Source organism: Xenorhabdus eapokensis, from assembly GCF_001908105.1.
The window spans coordinates 44,673-65,562 of sequence record NZ_MKGQ01000021.1 but is presented as its reverse complement, the minus strand read 5'-3'; the positions used below and the strand labels follow the sequence as shown (position 1 = coordinate 65,562).

General features: G+C 41.1%; 18 protein-coding genes. 16 read left to right on the top strand and 2 right to left on the bottom strand.

Features of this window, described 5'->3' with window-relative positions; genetic code table 11:
• Positions 1–76: 76 nt before the first annotated feature.
• Positions 77–304 carry a YlaC family protein gene (locus tag Xedl_RS13730; protein ID WP_422645897.1) on the bottom strand — a complete coding sequence of 76 codons (228 nt, stop codon included), beginning with the start codon at positions 302–304 and terminating at the stop codon, positions 77–79.
• A gap of 507 nt (positions 305–811) precedes the next feature.
• Here Xedl_RS13730 and cspE point away from each other — a divergent pair.
• The 16 genes from cspE to Xedl_RS13645 all read left to right on the top strand — a co-directional run bounded on the left by cspE (position 812) and on the right by Xedl_RS13645 (position 20,266).
• A complete protein-coding gene (gene cspE, locus Xedl_RS13725) occupies positions 812–1,024 on the top strand; it encodes a transcription antiterminator/RNA stability regulator CspE (protein ID WP_047766586.1) in 213 nt (70 codons plus the stop codon).
• Positions 1,025–1,838: 814 nt separating this feature from the next.
• On the top strand, positions 1,839–2,537 hold the full coding sequence (locus tag Xedl_RS13715) for an MgtC family protein (RefSeq protein ID WP_074024396.1): 699 nt from the start codon (positions 1,839–1,841) through the stop codon (positions 2,535–2,537).
• A gap of 202 nt (positions 2,538–2,739) precedes the next feature.
• Entirely contained in the window at positions 2,740–5,439 is a 2,700-nt protein-coding gene (gene mgtA, locus Xedl_RS13710) for a magnesium-translocating P-type ATPase (protein WP_074024395.1), read from the top strand.
• A 1,561-nt stretch (positions 5,440–7,000) separates the two neighbouring features.
• Positions 7,001–7,351 carry a flagellar transcriptional regulator FlhD gene (gene flhD, locus Xedl_RS13705; protein WP_074019618.1) on the top strand — a complete coding sequence of 117 codons (351 nt, stop codon included), beginning with the start codon at positions 7,001–7,003 and terminating at the stop codon, positions 7,349–7,351.
• Positions 7,352–7,353: 2 nt separating this feature from the next.
• Positions 7,354–7,935: a flagellar transcriptional regulator FlhC gene (gene flhC / locus Xedl_RS13700; RefSeq protein ID WP_074024394.1), complete on the top strand. Its 582-nt coding sequence runs from the start codon at positions 7,354–7,356 to the stop codon at positions 7,933–7,935.
• A 134-nt stretch (positions 7,936–8,069) separates the two neighbouring features.
• The gene (gene motA, locus Xedl_RS13695) at positions 8,070–8,951 is read left to right on the top strand and encodes a flagellar motor stator protein MotA (RefSeq protein WP_074024393.1); all 882 of its coding nucleotides are present in this window, start codon (positions 8,070–8,072) and stop codon (positions 8,949–8,951) included.
• 2 nt (positions 8,952–8,953) lie between these two features.
• The gene (motB, locus tag Xedl_RS13690) at positions 8,954–9,967 is read left to right on the top strand and encodes a flagellar motor protein MotB (RefSeq protein WP_074024392.1); all 1,014 of its coding nucleotides are present in this window, start codon (positions 8,954–8,956) and stop codon (positions 9,965–9,967) included.
• A gap of 6 nt (positions 9,968–9,973) precedes the next feature.
• Complete coding sequence (gene cheA / locus Xedl_RS13685) at positions 9,974–12,178, top strand: chemotaxis protein CheA (RefSeq protein ID WP_074024391.1); 2,205 nt, start codon at positions 9,974–9,976, stop codon at positions 12,176–12,178.
• Between the two features lie 4 nt (positions 12,179–12,182).
• On the top strand, positions 12,183–12,680 hold the full coding sequence (gene cheW, locus Xedl_RS13680; protein WP_074024390.1) for a chemotaxis protein CheW: 498 nt from the start codon (positions 12,183–12,185) through the stop codon (positions 12,678–12,680).
• 179 nt (positions 12,681–12,859) lie between these two features.
• Complete coding sequence (locus Xedl_RS13675; RefSeq protein WP_074024389.1) at positions 12,860–14,563, top strand: methyl-accepting chemotaxis protein; 1,704 nt, start codon at positions 12,860–12,862, stop codon at positions 14,561–14,563.
• Positions 14,564–14,619: 56 nt separating this feature from the next.
• Positions 14,620–16,251: a methyl-accepting chemotaxis protein gene (locus Xedl_RS13670; protein ID WP_074024388.1), complete on the top strand. Its 1,632-nt coding sequence runs from the start codon at positions 14,620–14,622 to the stop codon at positions 16,249–16,251.
• Between the two features lie 6 nt (positions 16,252–16,257).
• On the top strand, positions 16,258–17,145 hold the full coding sequence (gene cheR / locus Xedl_RS13665) for a protein-glutamate O-methyltransferase CheR (protein WP_074024387.1): 888 nt from the start codon (positions 16,258–16,260) through the stop codon (positions 17,143–17,145).
• Positions 17,138–18,190 carry a protein-glutamate methylesterase/protein-glutamine glutaminase gene (locus tag Xedl_RS13660; RefSeq protein ID WP_074024386.1) on the top strand — a complete coding sequence of 351 codons (1,053 nt, stop codon included), beginning with the start codon at positions 17,138–17,140 and terminating at the stop codon, positions 18,188–18,190. Before cheR ends, Xedl_RS13660 begins: the two co-directional genes overlap by 8 nt.
• 81 nt (positions 18,191–18,271) lie before the next feature.
• Complete coding sequence (gene cheY / locus Xedl_RS13655) at positions 18,272–18,661, top strand: chemotaxis response regulator CheY (RefSeq protein WP_074024385.1); 390 nt, start codon at positions 18,272–18,274, stop codon at positions 18,659–18,661.
• A 9-nt stretch (positions 18,662–18,670) separates the two neighbouring features.
• The gene (gene cheZ, locus Xedl_RS13650; RefSeq protein WP_074024384.1) at positions 18,671–19,327 is read left to right on the top strand and encodes a protein phosphatase CheZ; all 657 of its coding nucleotides are present in this window, start codon (positions 18,671–18,673) and stop codon (positions 19,325–19,327) included.
• Between the two features lie 135 nt (positions 19,328–19,462).
• The gene (locus tag Xedl_RS13645) at positions 19,463–20,266 is read left to right on the top strand and encodes an alpha/beta fold hydrolase (RefSeq protein WP_074024383.1); all 804 of its coding nucleotides are present in this window, start codon (positions 19,463–19,465) and stop codon (positions 20,264–20,266) included.
• Here the strand turns inward: Xedl_RS13645 and Xedl_RS13640 are convergent.
• Positions 20,263–20,826, bottom strand: a complete 564-nt coding sequence (locus Xedl_RS13640) for a recombinase family protein (RefSeq protein ID WP_074024382.1) — start codon at positions 20,824–20,826, stop codon at positions 20,263–20,265. The two genes, Xedl_RS13645 and Xedl_RS13640, sit on opposite strands and share 4 nt — an antisense overlap.
• Between the last annotated feature and the right edge of the window lie 64 nt (positions 20,827–20,890).

The following is a 20,890-nucleotide window of genomic DNA, read 5'->3' as shown; positions in this document are numbered from 1 at the left end:
CTTGGCATGATGAGCTGGAGTAATGGTTTTTTCGCGAAGACAATGATACCAGATCATCATGCTGTTCAAATTCCCCTCACAAAACGTCAACACGCCCTAGAGTAAATGTAAAAAGAGACAAGGTGCCGAAATAGGGGGCGTACCACATGAGCATAGCAAGAAAAGCATAGGCAACCACCATCGCTAGACATAGGTAGGGATGATGGCGAATAAAAATGCTGTTGAAATGTACTTTACCATCACGATGCTCTTTAAGGTTGATCCGCTCAAGATCCTGAATCAATATCTGTTTTATGATTTTCATAATACTAACCCACTTATTTGTAGAAATTGTGTCGTAAAAAATGCTGCAAAAATCGTGATCGAATTGAAAGTTATGGCATTTTTAAGGTTAGCATGTCCTGAATCTATATCTGTATAGCAATTGCCTTAATTTATTTGGCAAATTGTTATTGTTGGCAAGCAATATCTTATATTTTTCCCACTAAGAAAAAGTTGAATAAATCAAATAAAATTATAAAAAAACCTGTTTATTATGTTATTCTGTTCTAATATTGAGCGTCTGAGTTTTTTTTAAAACGATAATACATAAAAAGGTTGATATTCGCGTGCGGTCATGCGTTAATGCGTTTGGCCTGATTAACAGACCTACTTTATGTACGACATATTGAGTTAATGAGTTATGTGTAAGTGCTATCCCTCTGGTAGCCTTTGTTGACCGTTTCCTTCTTAGTGCCTCCATAAGTAATAGCTGATACTGGCCAACACATGCCCGAGGTGGCGAGTTTTTTTTGATATATAGGAAAGTCAAATGTCTGACAAAATGAAAGGTCAAGTGAAGTGGTTCAACGAATCTAAAGGCTTTGGTTTCATCACTCCAGCTGATGGTAGCAAAGACGTATTCGTACATTTCTCTGCCATTCAAGGTAACGGTTTCAAAACCTTAACTGAAGGCCAGAACGTAGAATTCACCATTGAAAATGGTGCCAAAGGCCCAGCAGCAGCAAACGTGACTGCTATCTAATTTCTGCCTTTATGCCTTATTTAAGCTCGCCAGCGCGAATGCCGTGGCGGGCTTTTTGTTTTCTTGCACTATGTTTTTCTGCACCATTAAATTTATTTAACGAACCTCATTTTTTGTGTTCAATTCTAAAATTTTCTTAGCTTATTTATTTAGTTGATAAAAAATCACTCAACGAAATTTACTGAGTAAAACAGAAAATTATTTCTGTTTTGTAGAACAATCTGCCTGATCAAGGCCTTTACTTGTTAATTTTAACTGTTTATACTCCCCCGCAAATACTATTGGAGAACGATTAATTGGACAGTCAAAGTTTTTGGTTAAATAAAAAAATAATCTGGTAAGCTGTTCATATCCCTTCAATTTGCTGCTTACCTGAAATGGTGGGCGGTACTGCTTTAACTTCATGAGTTGTACCCACCTGAAGAAAAATTATCCGATATTAAGGATCTACTGAGTTGGAGTTCTTAATAAGGGATTAACTGAAGGTATATCGAAGTATACATGATGTGGTCATATACTCACTCCTTATTCCCTCCGGGAACATACAAATAATCGATTAAAGATTCGTCGTCAGAATGTCCTGTGTACGATGAAGAGATCATCTCTTCAGGCTATTTTTTGCGTATTAGTTTTATAACGGATGAAAAAACGCAACCAATAAAAAGCTCAGTAAATAAAATTAAATGAGCCAGCCTCTATGTACATGATTTTCTGTATCTAACAGATTTCAAGTTTGCACTAATCAATCAAGTTTACAATCAATAACTTGAGGGACTTAGAGTATTTATATCCAGTTGATGTTATGGAGAATCTCATGTTGTTAACATCTATCGCAATGCACTTACTATCCGCGCTGTGTTTTGGAGCCTTGATTGGCGCTGAACGTCAGTGGCGTCAGCGTATGGCAGGATTAAGAACCAACGCTTTGGTATCAACAGGTGCTGCACTTTTCATGGTTACTGCAATGAACGCTTCTGAGGGAAATCCTGATCGTATTGCTGCACAAATTATCTCTGGAGTTGGTTTTCTTGGCGCGGGTGTGATTATGCGTCAGGGAATGAGCATCCGTGGTTTAAATACAGCAGCGACATTATGGTGTTCAGCGGGCATAGGGGAGTTATGTGGCATAGGGCAATACTGGGCGGCTGGTATTGCTACAGCAATTATTCTCTGTGCAAACATTTTACTACGGGAGATCGCGCAACAAATTAATACTCAGCCACATCAGCAAGCCATAGATCTGGAACAACGCTATAAGATCCATATTACTTGCGACATCAATGATGAAATTTTGGTAAGAACGTTGATTTTACAAGCACTCAATGGGTTAGGTGTCAGATTGCAATCATTGAGTAGTGCAGATGCTATTCAGCCAGGCAGGCTTGAGGTTTGTGCGGAAATATTGGCAACGCCAGCGGATCAAAGAGAAATCGAATCGATTGTTTGCCGGGTAAGTTTGGAAAAAAGTGTCACTTCCGTTAATTGGAAAATTGCGGCTGAACTACCCGCTTAGAATATTTTTTTATCGTTAATTCAATCAGTTTTTATTGTAAGGAGTCTATATGGACGATGTTCCCCCATCTCCCACACTGAATAAGGTGTTGCCTATGGAGTAATGTTGTTTCTCAGTAGGCAGCGCATAAAAATTTTATATGGAAATTATCCCTTGCTAAAAGGGATGGTTGCTATTGCAAATTGAATATAGAGAAAGCGTTATGACTGAGAAATACACGAATATATCCGCCAATTTTTTCAAGGAAAAAGAATTTATCGTCGCGAAACGAGCTAATCAAAGCCTTGAACATATCCTTACTGATCTTAACGGTAGTACATGGGGTTTAACTGATTATGATGGTGTAGAGCGTTTAGGGCAGTATGGCATTAATGAAGTTGCACATGAAAAAACACCTCATGCTTTGATACAACTGATTACTGCTTTCCACAATCCGTTTATCTATGTATTGCTAATACTAGCTGCAATCAGTTTTTGTACTGAATATTTGTTGCCATCATTCAACGGAGAAGAAACAGAGCTTACGAGTGTTATTATTATTCTGATAATGGTTACATTAAGTGGAACACTTCGGTTTTGGCAGGAATATCGAACAAATAAGGCATCGGAAGCCTTGAAATCAATGGTGAATACAACAGCAACCGTTTTGAGACGTCCTTCTGGTAATACCAAACCACAGAAAAAAGAAATTCCAATCAAGTACCTGGTTCCGGGAGATATTGTTTATTTATCTGCCGGAGACATGATCCCAGCAGATCTGTACTTAATTGAATCCAGAGATTTATTTATCAGCCAGGCAATTTTGACGGGGGAAGCGATCCCTGTTGAAAAATATGACACGATGGCTCATGTGAGTGCCAAGACAGCTCGTCCTGATAATATCACTGAAACAGAGTTACTTGAACTTTCTAATATTGGCTTAATGGGAACCAATGTCACTAGTGGTACCGCGACTGCGGTGGTTGTGGCGACAGGAAAGCAAACATATTTTGGTTCACTGGCAAAATCTATTGTAGGAACGCGCGCGCAAACTGCATTTGATCACGGCGTTAATAGCGTTAGCTGGCTGTTGATCCGTTTTATGTTGGTTATGGCACCAATTGTATTTTTAATCAATGGATTAACAAAAGGAGATTGGCTTGATGCCGCATTGTTTGCACTGGCGGTTGCTGTTGGTTTAACACCTGAAATGCTGCCCATGATTGTCAGTTCTAATTTGGCAAAGGGTGCTATTGCTATGTCAAAGAAAAAAGTCATTGTCAAACGACTCAATGCAATACAGAACTTTGGTGCAATGGATATATTATGTACGGATAAGACAGGAACACTGACTCAGGATAAAATTATTCTCCAGCACTATTTAGATACAGAAGGCAAGGAAGATGCTTCTGTCCTTCACTGGGCCTGGCTAAATAGCTTTCATCAAAGCGGTACTAAAAACGTAATGGATCAAGCCATTATTAGGTATGGATGTGATAATTCAGACCTTGATTTCCTTCACAGCTACAGAAAAATTGATGAGTTACCTTTTGATTTTGTTAGGCGTAGATTGTCAATTTCTATACAGAATTTGTCTAATCACTATCAATTAGTTTGCAAAGGAGCCGCAGAGGAAATGTTATCAGTTTGCTCCTATATAAGGATAAAAGAGAAAATTATTCCTCTCACTGAAGAAAGCCGCAACAATCTAATGGAATTAGTTAGCAGTTATAACGAACAAGGTTTCAGAGTGTTAATCTTAGCGACTCGCGAGTTAAGTCATGATGAAGTGAAACATCCACTTTCTGTTGCTGATGAAAAGGAGATGGTGTTACAAGGTTTATTAACATTTTTAGATCCACCAAAAGAAAGTGCTGTAATGGCAATTGCGGCATTAAGGGAAAATGGTGTTTTAATTAAGGTGTTTACCGGAGATAATCCTGTTATTACAGCTAAAATTTGTCGAGATGTGGATTTAGATTCTGGCAATATTCTTATTGGCTCTGACATTGAGCTAATGAGTGATGAAAACCTTTCAAAAGAAGTGGAATTAAGATCAGTCTTTTGTAAGTTAACTCCTCTGCAAAAATCACGTATTTTAAAATCATTGCAAAATAACGGACATACTGTTGGTTTTCTTGGTGATGGAATAAATGATGCGCCAGCATTACGGGATGCCGATGTTGGAATTTCAGTTGATACAGGGATGGATATCGCAAAAGAGTCAGCAGATATCATTCTGCTTGAGAAAAATTTGATGGTGTTAGAGGAGGGAGTAATTAAGGGAAGGGAAACGTTTGGGAATATCATCAAGTATTTAAATATGACGGCTAGTTCAAATTTTGGAAATGTATTTTCGGTATTGGTTGCCAGTGCATTTATTCCATTTTTACCGATGTTAGCCATTCATTTGCTTGTACAAAACCTAATGTACGACATTTCTCAGTTGTCTTTGCCGTGGGACAAAATGGATAAGGAGTTTCTGAAAAAACCTCGTAAATGGGATGCAAAGAATATAGGACGTTTTATGCTCTGGATTGGTCCTACTTCATCTATCTTCGACATTACGACTTACGCTGTGATGTGGTATGTATTAGCAGCTAACAGTATAGAACATCAAACATTATTTCAATCTGGATGGTTTGTGGAAGGATTACTATCACAAACCTTGGTTGTACATATGTTGCGCACACAAAAAATTCCTTTTGTACAAAGTACGGCTGCATTCCCTGTTTTATTAATGACACTAATAATAATGGTACTTGGTGTTTACATTCCATTCTCTGCATTTGGTAACCTAATTGGGTTACAACCACTACCGTGGGAATATTTTCCGTGGTTAATTGGAACATTAATAAGCTACTGTGTCGTTGTTCAAATGATGAAGCGGTTTTACATTCATCGATTTAGTGGTTGGTTGTAAATAATTCTCATTAATTAATACCTTATTTTGTGTGGGTTAAGGGAGTAATCCATACGGAGTACATGGCATGATAGCTCTCGTTATGATGAATTTTTTGCCGATATTTAGAATAGGTCTTGATGTTATTCTTTAAACATGAACTGCCTATCACAATACAAATGAATTTAAGGAAGTAATAGCGTTACATTTACCTGTTATTTTTTTTATTTGAAACGTCGAATTAATCTATCTATTACCATTTTATTCCAATGTTAAATAGGGTGACTTTCTTTTTATATCTGTTTTTACATTTGGCTTTATTTGTTTTTATTCTAATTGTCTATTCGTCTTTTAATTGGATTTTATGTAATAAGATATTGTTGCCAAGTTTGCATTTGGGAATTATTTTATATTTATATTTTTTGTTATTTAAGCAAATTAATTTTTAATCAATAAGCTACCTTATTTGAAAATTTAACTGCTAATTTGCTTGTACTGAAAAGCCTCACAAAACATTTGCCATTCTTATCATTTATGTTGTTGGGGCTAAAATTATTGATTAATTTCTCTTACTTTTTGTGCGCGTGAGCTGGCTGAAGAGGGGAAATAATCAGCAGGAGGTGCTCAGTTAAATTTATGTCACAAGCAGGTAATATATGTATTTGTTTGGTTTAGAGAAATTTATTGATTATGCTGAAGGAAAATATCCTTGATAGATTGCGGAGAGGATTGAATTTTGTTTAATTAGCAAAGCCTTGCTAGTTGAGTTTATGAGGGATAGAGATACAGATGTTTTTTTATTTCAATATCATACTGTATTTTATCTTATTTTTGTGATCTGTGTGATGTTTGTACTCTAAGTGGGGGTGTGTGCGTTTTTTATTCTGCTTGAAAATAGTGCGATCATAAACTAAAAATGATCATACTGATAGCTTTTCAATAACTAGTATTCACATTTAATTAATAAATTTGGCATGACTATGATCTAAATCAAGTTATAGTGGAAGATGGGCATCTAGCTACATTATCAAGAAGCAAACATTATTAGAATATTGATAATTTAACTAAAGGAAGGATTTTTTATCGTTATTTTGGATTTATAAGTTTAATAGATCGTATAAAACCAAAAACTTTCCCTAATATTTTTATTTAAATAATTTAACTTATTAATTGTAGACTATTTCTCGTTTTTTATTGCTTGAATAGTTAATGAGCTAGAATCATAATAAAAAGCACCAGTTTTGTGATCTGGATCACATAGTATTTAAAATGACATATATTCTCCGTTGTATAAGTTGATGATTCAGGAGTAAAGTTAATTAGCATTAAGAATATTCTTAATCAATTGTGGCAAGTGCATTACCCAGATGACGCAATAATACTTTTACAACCCATTACCGAAATATTTTAGAAATTGGGCGATCCCAAGAGTAATACAAAGGACAGTTACTGCTCTGGCTAAAGATGTATATTTCAGTTATGTCGGAGATTATTGAATCTCATGCTACTGGTAATTTTGTCGTGAGTGATTCTTTGATCACTTAATTTGATTTTTTCATGTAATCGGACGGGATATATAGAAATGAGTACGGCTGAATTGCTCAAACATATTTATGACATAAATTTATCGTATTTGCTTTTGGCACAACGGCTAATTAACCATGAGAAAGCATCTGCGATGTTCCGTTTAGGTATTAGTGAATCGATGGCTGATACGTTGGCCGAGCTGACATTGCCTCAGTTAGTAAAATTAGCTGAAACAAACCAACTGATTTGCCATTTTCGGTTTGAAGACCACGAAACCGTACAGCAGTTAACTAAAGAATCGCGGGTGGACGATCTGCAACAAATTCATACAGGTATCTTACTGTCTACTCATCTTTTTCAGCAGTTATCCGCCCAGGATGACACATCAATCAAGAAAAGAGCGTAAAGATGGCTGAAAAAAGTATTGTTCAGGAAGCGAAAGATATTCAGTTGGCAATGGAACTCATCACTTTAGGCGCGAGATTGCAGATGCTTGAAAGTGAAACACAACTAAGCAGAGGCCGATTGATCCGGTTGTATAAAGAGTTGCGGGGAAGCCCTCCGCCTAAAGGGATGCTCCCCTTTTCGACGGATTGGTTTATGACTTGGGAACAGAATATTCATTCGTCAATGTTCTACAATGCTTACCGTTTTCTGTTGAAAAGTGGACATTGTGAAGGCGTAGAGGCTGTTGTCAAAGCTTATCGTCTATATCTTGAGCAATGTCCTCCGGAGAGTGAAGAAGGGCCTGTTCTGGCATTAACCAGAGCTTGGACATTGGTTCGTTTTGTCGACAGCGGAATGTTACAGCCAACACAGTGTCGCTGCTGTGGTGGAACTTTTATTACACACGCTCATCAGCCAGTAAATAGCTTTGTTTGTAGTCTTTGTCAGCCCCCTTCACGGGCAGTAAAAAAACGTAAACTTTCCTCTCAACTTGCCGATACTAATTCACAACTGCTGGATGGATTTGCTCAGCAAGCTATGTGAATTTAAATGGAAAAGTAAAATTCAGGTTACGGGTTTGATTATAAACACTGTAACCTGTCATCACACTCTTCTTCATTTATCAATTCTCTCTGTTCAGATCCCATCTGCTCACCAACTTAGCTAAAGGATATCGCGTGTTAGTACTTTTAGGATATATCGTGGTTTTTGGTGCGGTAATTGGTGGCTACCTGCTTGTCGGTGGTCACATGGGCGCACTTTATCAGCCGGCGGAATTTTTGATTATTGCAGGTGCGGGAATTGGCGCTTTTATCGTGGGCAATAATGGCAAGGCGATAAAGGCAACACTGCGTGTTTTACCAAAAGTATTGCGCAGATCAAAATACAATAAATCAATGTATATGGATCTTATGGCGTTGCAGTTTCGTCTGTTGTCCAAATCTCGCCAGAATGGGTTGCTGGCTTTGGAGCGGGATATTGAAAATCCACACCAAAGTGACATTTTTACGCAGTATCCCCGTTTGTTAAAAGATCAATATCTGATGAATTTTATTACTGATTATATGCGCCTTATCATCAGCGGTAACATGAATCCTCATGAAATTGAAGCCTTGATGGATGAAGAAATTGAGACTTACGAACAGGAAAGTGAAGTACCAGCGACTAGTTTGGCAGCAGTAGGGGATTCATTACCTGCATTCGGGATTGTTGCGGCTGTCATGGGCGTCGTCCATGCACTGGGATCTGCGGATCGTCCGGCAGGAGAATTAGGTGCGTTGATTGCTCACGCAATGGTGGGGACATTCCTTGGGATCTTATTGTCTTATGGTTTTGTTTCCCCTCTGGCCACACTCCTTCGTCAACGCAGCAGTGAGCAAGTCAAAATGATGCAATGCATTAAAGTGACACTGCTATCCAGTTTGCATGGTTATGCACCACAAATTGCAGTTGAATTCGGTCGTAAAACGTTATTCCTCACAGATCGTCCTTCATTCACAGAACTGGAAGAACATGTTCGTCGGGTTAAATCTCCTGTACAACAAGAAGTTGAAGAATAATTATGAGAGCGAATAATGTTTCTGTCGTCAGAATAAAAAAGCGTAAAAAACATGATTCAAACCATGCCGGCGGATCATGGAAGATTGCTTATGCTGATTTTATGACTGCAATGATGGCCTTCTTTTTGGTTATGTGGTTGATATCAATAGCGAGTCCACAAGAATTGACCAGTATTGCAGAGTATTTCCGTACCCCTTTGCAAGTAGCGATCAATCAGGGACAGAAAAGCAGCGATAGCACCAACCCGATCCCTGGGGGAGGGGATGATATTTTCCAACAGGATGGGGAAGTTTTCCGTCAATCTAATGTAGTTGAAACTAAAGAAGAAACTCGTCGCTTAAATCGATTACGCCAGCAACTTGACCAGTTGATTATTACCGATCCTCGCCTTAAAGAACTGCGTCCTCACTTATTGATTGACATGATGGATGAAGGTTTACGTATTCAGATTATCGATCGAGAAAATCGCCCGATGTTTATGATTGGCAGTTCAAAGGTTGAAAGTCACATGAGCGATATCTTGCGAGCAATTGCGCCGATCTTGAACGATATTCCTAACAAACTCAGTCTATCTGGTCATACCGATAATTTACAGTATGCCAACGGTCAGCGGGGTTACAGTAATTGGGAACTTTCTTCTGATCGTGCCAATGCATCAAGGCGTGAATTGCTGATAGGTGGCCTGGATGAAGCTAAAGTCCTGCGAGTTGTGGGTATGGCATCAACTGTGAGCATGCAGAAAGATATCGATCCTAATGCGCCGGTTAACCGTCGTATCAGCATTATTGTATTAAATAAAGATGCAGAAAAAAGGATTGAGCAGGAAAACAGTGGCGGTAACGCCATGACCGCTAACAATAGTATGGATATGCAAGAAGTCATCAGAATGGATTCCAATGAGGGAGCGGCTGCTCAGCAACCCACCGAACAATCCCATGTGATCATAAAACATGAAATCACAAAATCGGAACAACCATCGGTTGAACCGCCAAGTGATAATAAGATGACAGAGTAAGTAACGATGGATATTACCGCGTTTTATCAAACTTTCTTTGATGAAGCAGATGAATTATTGGCTGATATGGAGCAGCATTTATTGTTGCTTGATGCCGATGAGCCTGATCATGAGCAGTTAAACGCAATATTTCGCAGCGCTCACTCCATTAAGGGAGGCGCTGCGACTTTTGGTTTTACCAAGCTGCAACAGACTACACATGTTTTGGAAAATCTGCTCGATAGCGCCAGACGTGATGAAATACGTTTGACCATTGACATTATCAACCTGTTTTTAGAAGCGAAAGATATTATGCAGCAACAATTGGATGCCTATAAAAGTTCTCAGGAGCCGGATGAAGACACATTCAATTATATCTGCGAGACACTGCGTCAGCTTGCATTAGAACTACAGCAAGGGCAGCAGGAGGAATTTTTTGCAGCGCCACCTGAGATTCAGGCTGAATTTGTGATGGAAAATGTTGCAAATGAAGTTGAGGAAAAACAGGCAGTAGCATCGGCTCAGTCCGAAGCACATCAGCCAGAAAAGAGACATTCTCCAACAGACAAATTCAATCATGGGCGGATACGTGTTCATTTATCTGGATTGAAAGAACGCGAAGTCAGTTTAATGAAGGATGAATTGGGGCATCTTGGTGAAATTGATGATGTAGAACAGACGACGAATAGTCTTGAAGTTTCATTGATCACATCTGCGACAGAAGATGATATTACGGCTGTATTGTGCTTTGTGATTGAGCCTGAGCAAATCACTTTTTTACCAACAAATGAATCTCAGTCAGAAGATGCGGGCACTGAAACAGAACAAGATACTGTAGTCACAACAGATACGGTGAAGGTATCGGCAGAAAATATCGCAATAGACAATAATTCAGCAAAAGAGACCGCCGCAGCAACAAATACGACAATGACAACTGATCCAGAGTCGACTGATGCTGCAAAAAAAACAGATGTACGTGAAGTTGGGCGTCCGGCACCCCGCCCAGCGGCCGGATCACCACGCCAACGTGCGGAATCATCCAGTATTCGTGTTGCGGTTGAAAAGGTTGATCAGCTTATCAATTTAGTGGGTGAATTGGTCATTACCCAATCTATGTTGGCTCAACATTGTAACGGTCTGGAGCCGACCAAACACAGTGAATTGTTGAGTTGTATGGCGCAATTGCAGCGAAATTCCCGTGACTTGCAAGAATCTGTCATGTCAATTCGCATGATGCCGATGGAATATGTTTTTAGCCGTTACCCGCGTTTAGTGCGGGATTTGGCTGGAAAACTCAATAAAAAAGTGGAATTGACACTCATTGGCAGTTCGACAGAACTGGATAAAAGTCTGATTGAACGGATTATCGATCCTCTCACACATTTGGTACGTAATAGTCTTGATCATGGTATCGAAAGTCCGGAAAAACGCCTTGCAGCGGGTAAACCAGAAACCGGTAATTTGACTTTATCCGCCGAGCATCAAGGTGGAAATATCTGTATTGAAGTCATTGATGATGGTGCGGGTCTGAACCGTGAGAAAATTTTGGCAAAAGCACAATCTCAGGGCTTAAGCGTCAGTGAAAATATGAGCAATGAAGAAGTGGCTATGCTGATTTTTGCTCCCGGTTTCTCTACCGCAGAAGTGGTCACTGATGTCTCTGGCCGTGGTGTTGGTATGGATGTGGTCAAGCGCAATATTCAAGATATGGGCGGGCAAATTCAGATTAACTTCCAGGCAGAAAAGGGAACCGTCATTCGCATTTTGCTGCCACTGACATTAGCGATACTGGATGGCATGTCAGTCAGAGTTAATGACGAAGTTTTCATCCTGCCACTGAGTGCGGTAGTGAGTTCATTGCAACCACAAGAGGAAGATATTTATCCGCTGGCGGGCGATGAAAAACTATTGCTGGTACGTGGAGAATATTTACCTCTGCTTGAACTGTATCACATATTCGATATCCCTAATGGAATCACTGATCCAACGAAAGGCATTGCTGTTATTGTGCAAAGTGCCGGACGCCGTTATGCCTTGCTGGTAGATAAACTGGTGGGGCAACATCAAGTTGTTGTTAAAAATATTGAGAGCAATTACCGCAAAGTACCGGGTATTTCAGCGGCCACCATTATGGGGGATGGTAGCGTTGCGCTCATCATTGATATTCCTGCTTTGCAAAAACTTAACCACGAACAATTGGCTCAGCGTAAAACATTTCACATTAAAAGGTAACATCATGTCAGCCATAGAAGAATTGAGTAAATTATCGGGGGAAACGACCGGAAAGGAATATCTGGTTTTCACCTTGGGTGATGAAGAGTATGGAATTGAGATATTAAAAGTGCAGGAAATTCGTGGTTATGACCAAGTTACCCGCATTGCAAACACGCCTGCTTTTATAAAGGGGATCACCAACCTGCGTGGGGTCATCGTTCCTATTATTGATTTGAGGATCAAGTTCTCACAGGAAGATGTCACCTATAACGACAATACGGTTGTGATTGTTCTGAATTTGCTTAACCGTGTTGTCGGGATTGTGGTTGATGGTGTGTCTGACGTGCTGTCCTTGAAAGAAGATCAAATTTGTCCGGCGCCAGAATTTGCGGTGACTTTGTCAACAGAATACCTGACAGGGCTGGGTTCTATTGATGAACGAATGCTGATTCTGGTTGATATCGAAAAGCTTCTCAATAGTGAAGAAATGGCATTGGTTGATTCAGTTGCCAAAGGTTGATTAAAGATTGCTGTTTTGGGGCTACTGCAATAAAAAACAGTAGCCCCTTTGTGCTAGATCAAAAAAATGCCGCAAAAAATCAATTTTTAGAATTATGCGTAAAGTTCCCTTTAAGTGTGCCGATAACTATCTGTAATTCTAAAAATCGACATAGAAATTTAGTAAAAAAAAGGGAAGTTATGTTTAACCGAATGAAAATAGTGACGGGATTAATCTCAGTCATCATATTGTTTGGTGCTTTGCAACTTATCTCCGGGGGATTGTTCTTCAAAGGGTTGAAGAATGACATACAAGCCTTTGAATTAATAGATAAAATGCGAGAGCGGCAAATCTATCTGGATGAGAGCTGGGTTAACCTGCTGCAAGCCCGTAATAACATAAACCGTGTTGGCATCATGTATGTGATGAAAAATCGCGGTGTTGAAGGTAGTTATAAAGTTGATGACGCTCTGGCAGAAGCCAAGGCTAATATTGCCCGTGCTGAACGACTCTTCGAAAAATATGAACAGACTGAAAAATTGTCTTTTTATGATCAAGAACATTTGCAGCGTTTGAAACATACCCATAACGATTACCTTAATGCGCTTAAAGAGTTAGTTAACATGCTAGCGCATGACAGGTTTGAAGAGTTTTTCCTCCAGAAAACGACAGATTATCAGAACGCGTTTAATGTGGAATTTAACTTTTATCTATCCGAAAGCTCAAAATTCTATGATCAGGTATTATTAGAAGCTGATAAAGCTTACAACAATATCGTTGTTTCATTGATCCTTGTGATGACTCTGCTGGCTGTGGTCATAGTGATAAGCTGGATTGGCTTACGTAAGGCATTGATCGATCCGCTGCACAAACTGCTGGATAATATCAGGTCCTTCTCAAGAGGGGACTTGACTCAGGCGATCACAGTAACTGGCAATAATGAAATGGGCATGTTAGCCGTTGGCTTGAAACACATGCAGGAAGAACTGATCAATACGGTCAGAAGTGTCCATCAAAGTACCGAAACCATCTATACCGGCACGAGCGAAATCGCTGCGGGGAACAACGATCTTTCTTCTCGTACTGAACAGCAAGTCGCTTCGTTGGAAGAAACGGCTGCCAGCATGGAACAGTTAACGGCGACAGTCAAACAGAATGCTGACAATGCTCGTCAAGCCAGTAACTTGGCTGACAACGCCTCTGAGATCGCCCGTCAGGGAGGGAAAGTGGTGGCTAATGTCGTTCAGACCATGCACGAAATTGCAGACAGTTCTCGCAAGATCTCTGATATCACAGGCGTAATTGATGCCATTGCTTTTCAAACCAATATTCTCGCCCTCAACGCTGCCGTAGAAGCTGCCCGTGCCGGTGAGCATGGCCGTGGTTTTGCCGTGGTTGCTGGTGAAGTGCGTAATCTGGCACAGCGCAGTGCAGAAGCGGCTAAAGAGATCAAGGCATTGATCGAAGATTCTGTAAATCGTACAGATACTGGCTCTATGCAGGTAGAAAGCGCGGGTGAAACCATGCATAAAATTGTCGATTCTGTTACCCGCGTGACTGACATTATGGGGGAAATTGCATCGGCTTCTGATGAACAAAGCAGAGGGATTACGCAAGTTGGTGTTGCTATTTCCGAAATGGACAGAGTCACACAACAAAATGCGTCATTGGTTGAGCAGTCTGCTGCGGCGGCGGCGGCATTGGAAGAGCAGGCCAAAATATTAACCAAAGCGGTTGCGATGTTCCAGTTACCGGAGCAGGCAGAAAGGAAGCAGCCTGAGAAAAGAAAACACGAAGTTTTATCGGCGACAAAATCGTCGACTCCTCCAGCTAATAAAACAAATCCTCCCGTGCTGAAGAAAGACAGTAATGTGGAAGACCCCTCTAATTGGGAAACATTCTAAAAAAATAATAGCGATAACCACGGCTGCATAATGCAGCCGTTAAACGAGGTGATTACATGTTAGGCAAGCTTCGCATATCAACCAGTTTGTATCTGTTACTGATGATGTTTTGTGTTATGCAAATTATTTCGAGTGGTTTGTCTTTGGGAATAATTCATACAGACCAGACATATATCGAAAGAATTGATCTGGGAACTCAACGGAGAGATACCCTTAGTTTGAGTTGGTCGGCATTGTTGCAAACGCGTAACACTCTGAACAAAATCGCAATTGCCCACAAAGTGGGGCAACCACAAACGCAGATAGAAATAATGGAGGCGTTACTCAAAAGCTCAATAAATGACGCAGACCGGAATTTTGCCAAATTCAGTTCATTACCTCGGATGGAACAAACTGATCATGGTGCAGTTTTATTGACTGCGGTTGAACACGCTTATCAAGAATATATCAACGCATTAAAAGAGCTAAAAACTTATCTTTATGAAGGTCATTTTCAGGCTTTTCTTGATCAGCCTACAGAAGATTACCAGCGTAAGATGGAAATTGCATTTAACAACTATATGCAATTTCTCGGCGATAACATTAACTCAGCAGTTTCTGAAGGGCAATTTTACTACAAAGTGTCCATTGCCATGTTTTTTGGCGCTGTTTTAATGGTATTTGTGGTTTCGGTAGCGGCTAATTGGTGGCTAAAACGTAACTTGCTCAGACCATTTTCGAATATGGGGACTTGTTTCCAGGATGTAGCCGAAGGGCGTTTAGATAAAGAAATTGCTGTGTTCACCAATGATGAAATTGGTGATATTTTCCGAAAACTGCGTGATATGCAGGCATCATTAATCAAATCCATTGCCGCTGTGCGCGAAAATACCAACCAGATGTATTCTGGCATTCAAGAGATCACTCAGGGCAATACGGATTTATCTTCACGTACAGAGCAACAGGCAGCATCACTGGAAGAAACGGCTGCCAGTATGGAAGAGTTGACGGTTACCGTTAAACAGAACGCAGAAAATGCGCGTCAAGCCAGCGAACTGGCGATATCGGCATCCCAGACTGCTTCAAAAGGTGGTGAACTGACCACAAGTGTTGTGGCAACTATGGATGAAATCGCCAAAAGTTCGAAGAAAATCAGTGCCATTATTAGTGTTATTGATGGTATCGCTTTCCAGACCAATATTCTGGCACTGAATGCTGCTGTTGAAGCAGCACGTGCTGGTGAACAAGGGCGTGGATTCTCTGTAGTAGCCGGTGAAGTACGTGACCTGGCACAACGTAGTGCCGAAGCGGCAAAAGAAATCAAAACCTTAATTGATGAATCTGTCCACCGCGTTAATCAGGGTTCAGAGTTAGTGAACAATGCGGGACAAACGATGGATGAACTGGTTAGGTCGGTGAACCAGGTAACTGATTTAATGGCTGAAATTGCTTCTGCTTCTGATGAACAGAGCCGTGGCATTCATCAGGTTGCTCAAGCTGTCAGCCAGATGGATCAAGTCACACAGCAAAATGCTGCATTGGTGGAGCAATCTGCTGCGGCCGCTGCTGCCCTTGAAGATAAGGCAGATATATTGGTGAAAACCGTTGCTCAATTTGAACTGCCTGACAGTTTGGAAGATGAGTACGCTTATCAAGCGATCGCTACATCAAACATGACTGATGAGCATGTTGTTAGTCAACTACGCTGAGGTCAGATGAAAGCCAATTCAATAGCTTCAGATTCTGATGCTACTGCACCGCTGAACTTTATGCTTCAACGGCATGCTTTGTCGGATGCGCAATTTGAGCGCATCTGCCAGTTTATCTATCAACGGGCTGGCATAGTACTGGCGAAAAATAAGCGTGAGATGGTATATAACCGTTTAGTCAGGCGGCTTCGTGTATTGGGGCTTAATGATTTTGGTCAATATCTGTCGATTCTGGAACAAGACAGTCACAGTAAAGAATGGGAATCTTTCATTAATGCATTGACCACAAATCTCACCGCATTTTTCAGGGAATCCCACCATTTTCCTATTCTGGCGGCGCATGCCAGCAGGAAAAATGGCGGGACATACCGCGTTTGGAGTGCTGCTGCTTCAACGGGGGAAGAGCCGTATTCTATTGCAATGACCTTGTGTGATGTACTGGGGCATCGGTCAAATCGGATAAAAATCATTGGCAGTGATATTGATACCAGTGTGCTGGAAAAAGCCAGGCGGGGGGTTTATCGGCTGGAAGAATTACAGTATCTGAGTGAAAGTCAAAAGAAAAAATATTTTTTCAAAGGGGTTGGTCGCTTTGAAGGATATGCACGGGTTCGTCCTTTACTGACTGAACTGGTGAGTTTTCAGCATTTGAACCTGCTTGATTCTGATTGGGCACTCGAAGGTAAATTTGATGCAATATTCTGCCGTAATGTCATGATTTATTTTGATAAAAAGACACAGGAAAGGATCTTGCGTTGTTTTGTCAATTTCTTAAAACCGGATGGTTTGCTCTTTGCAGGGCATTCCGAAAACGTCACTCAAATCAGCCGAGAGTTCTACTTGCAAGGACAGACCGTTTACGGTGTAGGTCGGGCAAGGAGGGGTCATGAATAAAATAACTGTTCTTTGTGTGGATGATTCGGCGTTAATGCGTCAAATCATGCGGGAAATCATCAATAGTCACCCTGATATGGAAGTCGTGGATTGTGCTCCTGATCCATTCGTTGCCCGCGATTTAATCAAAAGACACAATCCGCAGGTATTAACCTTAGATGTTGAAATGCCACGCATGGATGGCATTGATTTTTTAGAAAAATTAATGCGGTTACGCCCGATGCCGGTTGTGATGGTGTCTTCTCTGACCGCAAAAGGTTCGGAAATCACATTGAAAGCACTGGAACTGGGCGCCGTGGACTTTGTGACCAAACCACAACTGGGGATCCGTGAAGGTATGCTGGCTTATAGCGAATTGATTGCCGAAAAAATCCGTGCTGCCGCCCAGGCTAAAATCAGTCCGGCAGAACCGGCATCCGTGAGTACAACCCCATTGAATTTCAAGCCACTATTATCCAGTGAAAAACTGATCGCAGTAGGGGCGTCAACAGGAGGAACAGAGGCAATCAAAAACCTGCTGCAACCCCTGCCGATCACCAGTCCGGCTTTATTGATTACTCAACATATGCCCGCAGGTTTCACCCGTTCTTTTGCCGAAAGGCTTAATAAACTGAGTCAAATCACGGTCAAAGAAGCTGAGGATGGGGAACGCGTTTTGCCAGGGCATGCCTACATTGCACCCGGAGATCACCATATGGAGCTTTGCCGCAGTGGTGCCAATTATCAAATCATGATAACTCATGCCCAACCAGTTAATCGCCATCGTCCTTCTGTTGATGTTCTCTTTCGTTCGGTTGCTAAGTATGCCGGGCGCAATGCGGTAGGTGTTATTTTAACCGGCATGGGTAATGATGGTGCTGCGGGCTTGCTGGAAATGAAGCAGGAAGGGGCATACACATTGGCGCAAAGCGAAAAAAGTTGTGTCGTATTTGGCATGCCACGTGCCGCTATCCAGTTAGGGGCGGTGGATGAAGTCATGGATCTTCAAAAAATCAGTAAAACTATGCTGGCCAAAATTAGTGCGGGGCAGTCGGTTCGTATTTAGTCGTTGTAATTGGTAGTTGTATTTGATGTTAATTTTTGCAGCAGCTGTGCTGCTGGGTAAGTGAAATTCCAAGGAGTTTTTATGGCAAGTAAGGATCTGAGATTTTTGGTCGTCGATGACTTTTCAACTATGCGTCGAATTGTGCGTAATCTGCTGAAAGAATTGGGATTCAACAACGTAGATGAAGCACAGGATGGGGCAGAAGCGTTGACTAAACTCCGCACTGCCGAATTTGATTTCGTTATTTCTGACTGGAACATGCCAAATATTGATGGCCTCGAATTACTGAAAACGATTCGCAGTGAAGCAAAACTGGCAGCTTTACCTGTCCTGATGGTAACGGCAGAGGCAAAAAAAGAAAATATTATTGCAGCAGCACAAGCTGGAGCCAGCGGTTATGTTGTGAAACCGTTTACTGCGGCTATTTTGGAAGAGAAACTCAATAAAATATTTGAAAAATTGGGGCTCTAAGGAGACAAAATGAGTGAAAATCCAGTCATGCCGAGAAGTGAGGCGATCTCGACCAGTGAGATAATCAGCCGTATTGGGCAGTTAACCAGAATGCTGCGCGATAGTTTACGCGAACTGGGATTGGATCAAACCATCGCTCAGGCGGCTGAAGCGATCCCAGATGCAAGAGAGCGATTGAATTACGTTGTTCAAATGACGGCACAAGCGGCTGAAAGGGTGTTGAACTGCGTTGAAGTAGCACAGCCCCGTCAGAACGAATTGGAAGCGTCAGCAAAAAGTTTAACCCAACGTTGGGATGAGTGGTTTGCAAATCCGAAGGATTTGGAGTTGACCGATGCCCGCTCACTGGTAACGGACACGAGAAACTATCTGCATCTCGTCCCTGATCATACCGCATTTACTAACACCCAATTGCTTGAGATTATGATGGCGCAAGATTTTCAGGATCTTACTGGGCAGGTAATTAAGCGGATGATGGAAGTCATTCAGGAGCTGGAAAAACAGTTGGTCATGGTATTAATGGAAAATATACCTTCTGACCAGATGGCTAAAGCGAAAAAAGAGAACGACAGCCTTCTTAACGGCCCCCAGGTTAACCAAAATGGTGCAGGCGTTATTACCAACCAAGAACAGGTTGATGATTTATTGGATAGTTTAGGTTTTTGATAGCGAGTGTAATTGCTTTAACGAACAGAATGTTTATATTTTGAGTGCGCTTGGGTGAGCAGGATAGCAAGCCCAAGCCCAAGCCCAAGCGCCTGCGCTGACAGCATTAATTCAGTTTATGCAGAGGAAAGCATTGTGAAGTCGATTGATAAAGTCATTAAGTTGAAAGATTCATTGGTTTCTTACCGCAAGATATTTCCAGAAAATAAGCAAAGTAACAAAAAACCAATAGTCTTCCTGCATGGCACAAATAGCAGCGGTAACAGTAGTTTTGGCGAGATAAAAAAGGCATTTGTCGATGACAGAGCCGTTATCATTCCTGATTATGCAGGATGTGGAAATTCTGAACTACCGCCAGAAATATTGACCATTGAGCACCTGGCGGAACAGGTTGCTGCTGTGATAGAAGACAGCAGTAATACTCCTGTTGATTTAATCGGTATTTCTCTGGGAGCAGTTGTTGCGGCTGTTGTCGCAGCTAAATACCCAAATCTCATTGATAAATTAATATTGACCGCACCGTGGGCGACAAATCATGATCCCCGCCACCAATTGATATTCAATACTTGGTTACATTTGGAATTGAATGATAAAGCATCAGCAATGGCTTTCGCTTTATCACATGCCCTAAGTCCTGAATTTATCTCATCGTTGGGACATGAAACCATACAGCGGATCTGCTCTCAACCAGCAGAAAAAGAGATAGAAAAACGTATTGCTTTGGGATTATCCATAGATATAAACGATTATCTTACTCAAATAGATAAAAATACGCTGGTTATTGGCTTAAACCGTGATACGTTAATCCCGATTTATTTGGTGCGTGAAGTTTATAAAAATATTAACCACAGTACATATAAAGAGATTAATAGTGGTCACGCAGTACAAATTGAGAAACCAGCAGAGTGGGTTAGTCTGATAAAAGATTTTATAAACTAATTAACCCCTTCCACTGCGGGTAAGTACTTATAAATTGTGGATAACGATACATTGTAAATAATCGACAACTGCTTCCGGCTATGCCCTTTATTCAGTAATCTGGCGGCCTGTTGTCGATTTTCCTCGGTAAACACCACTGGGCGTCCCCCAATTCGCCCTTGTTCCCGTGCTGCGGCTAATCCCGCATTGGTTCTTTCTACAATCAGTTCACGTTCCATTTCTGCCAGCGCACTCATTACATGGAAGAAAAACCTGCCCATTGCCGTACTGGTATCAATACTGTCAGTCAGGCTTTGAAAATGAACTCCGCGTTCATGCAGTTCTGAGATGAGTGTGACCAGATTCTTCACACTGCGTCCCAGCCGATCCAATTTCCAAACTACCAATGTATCGCCAGACTTAAGATGCTTTAAGGCGCGTTTTAGCCCTGGACGGTTAGCTGTTTTCCCACTGATTTTGTCTTCGAAAATCAATTCACAGTGAATATTGACCAACGCATTTCTTTGTAGATCACTATTTTGGTCATTTGTTGACACTCTGATGTAACCAACTCTTGCCACTGATAATCCTTTAGTCACTCTGGGAACTATATGAGGACAAATAATACCCATTTATTCGATATAA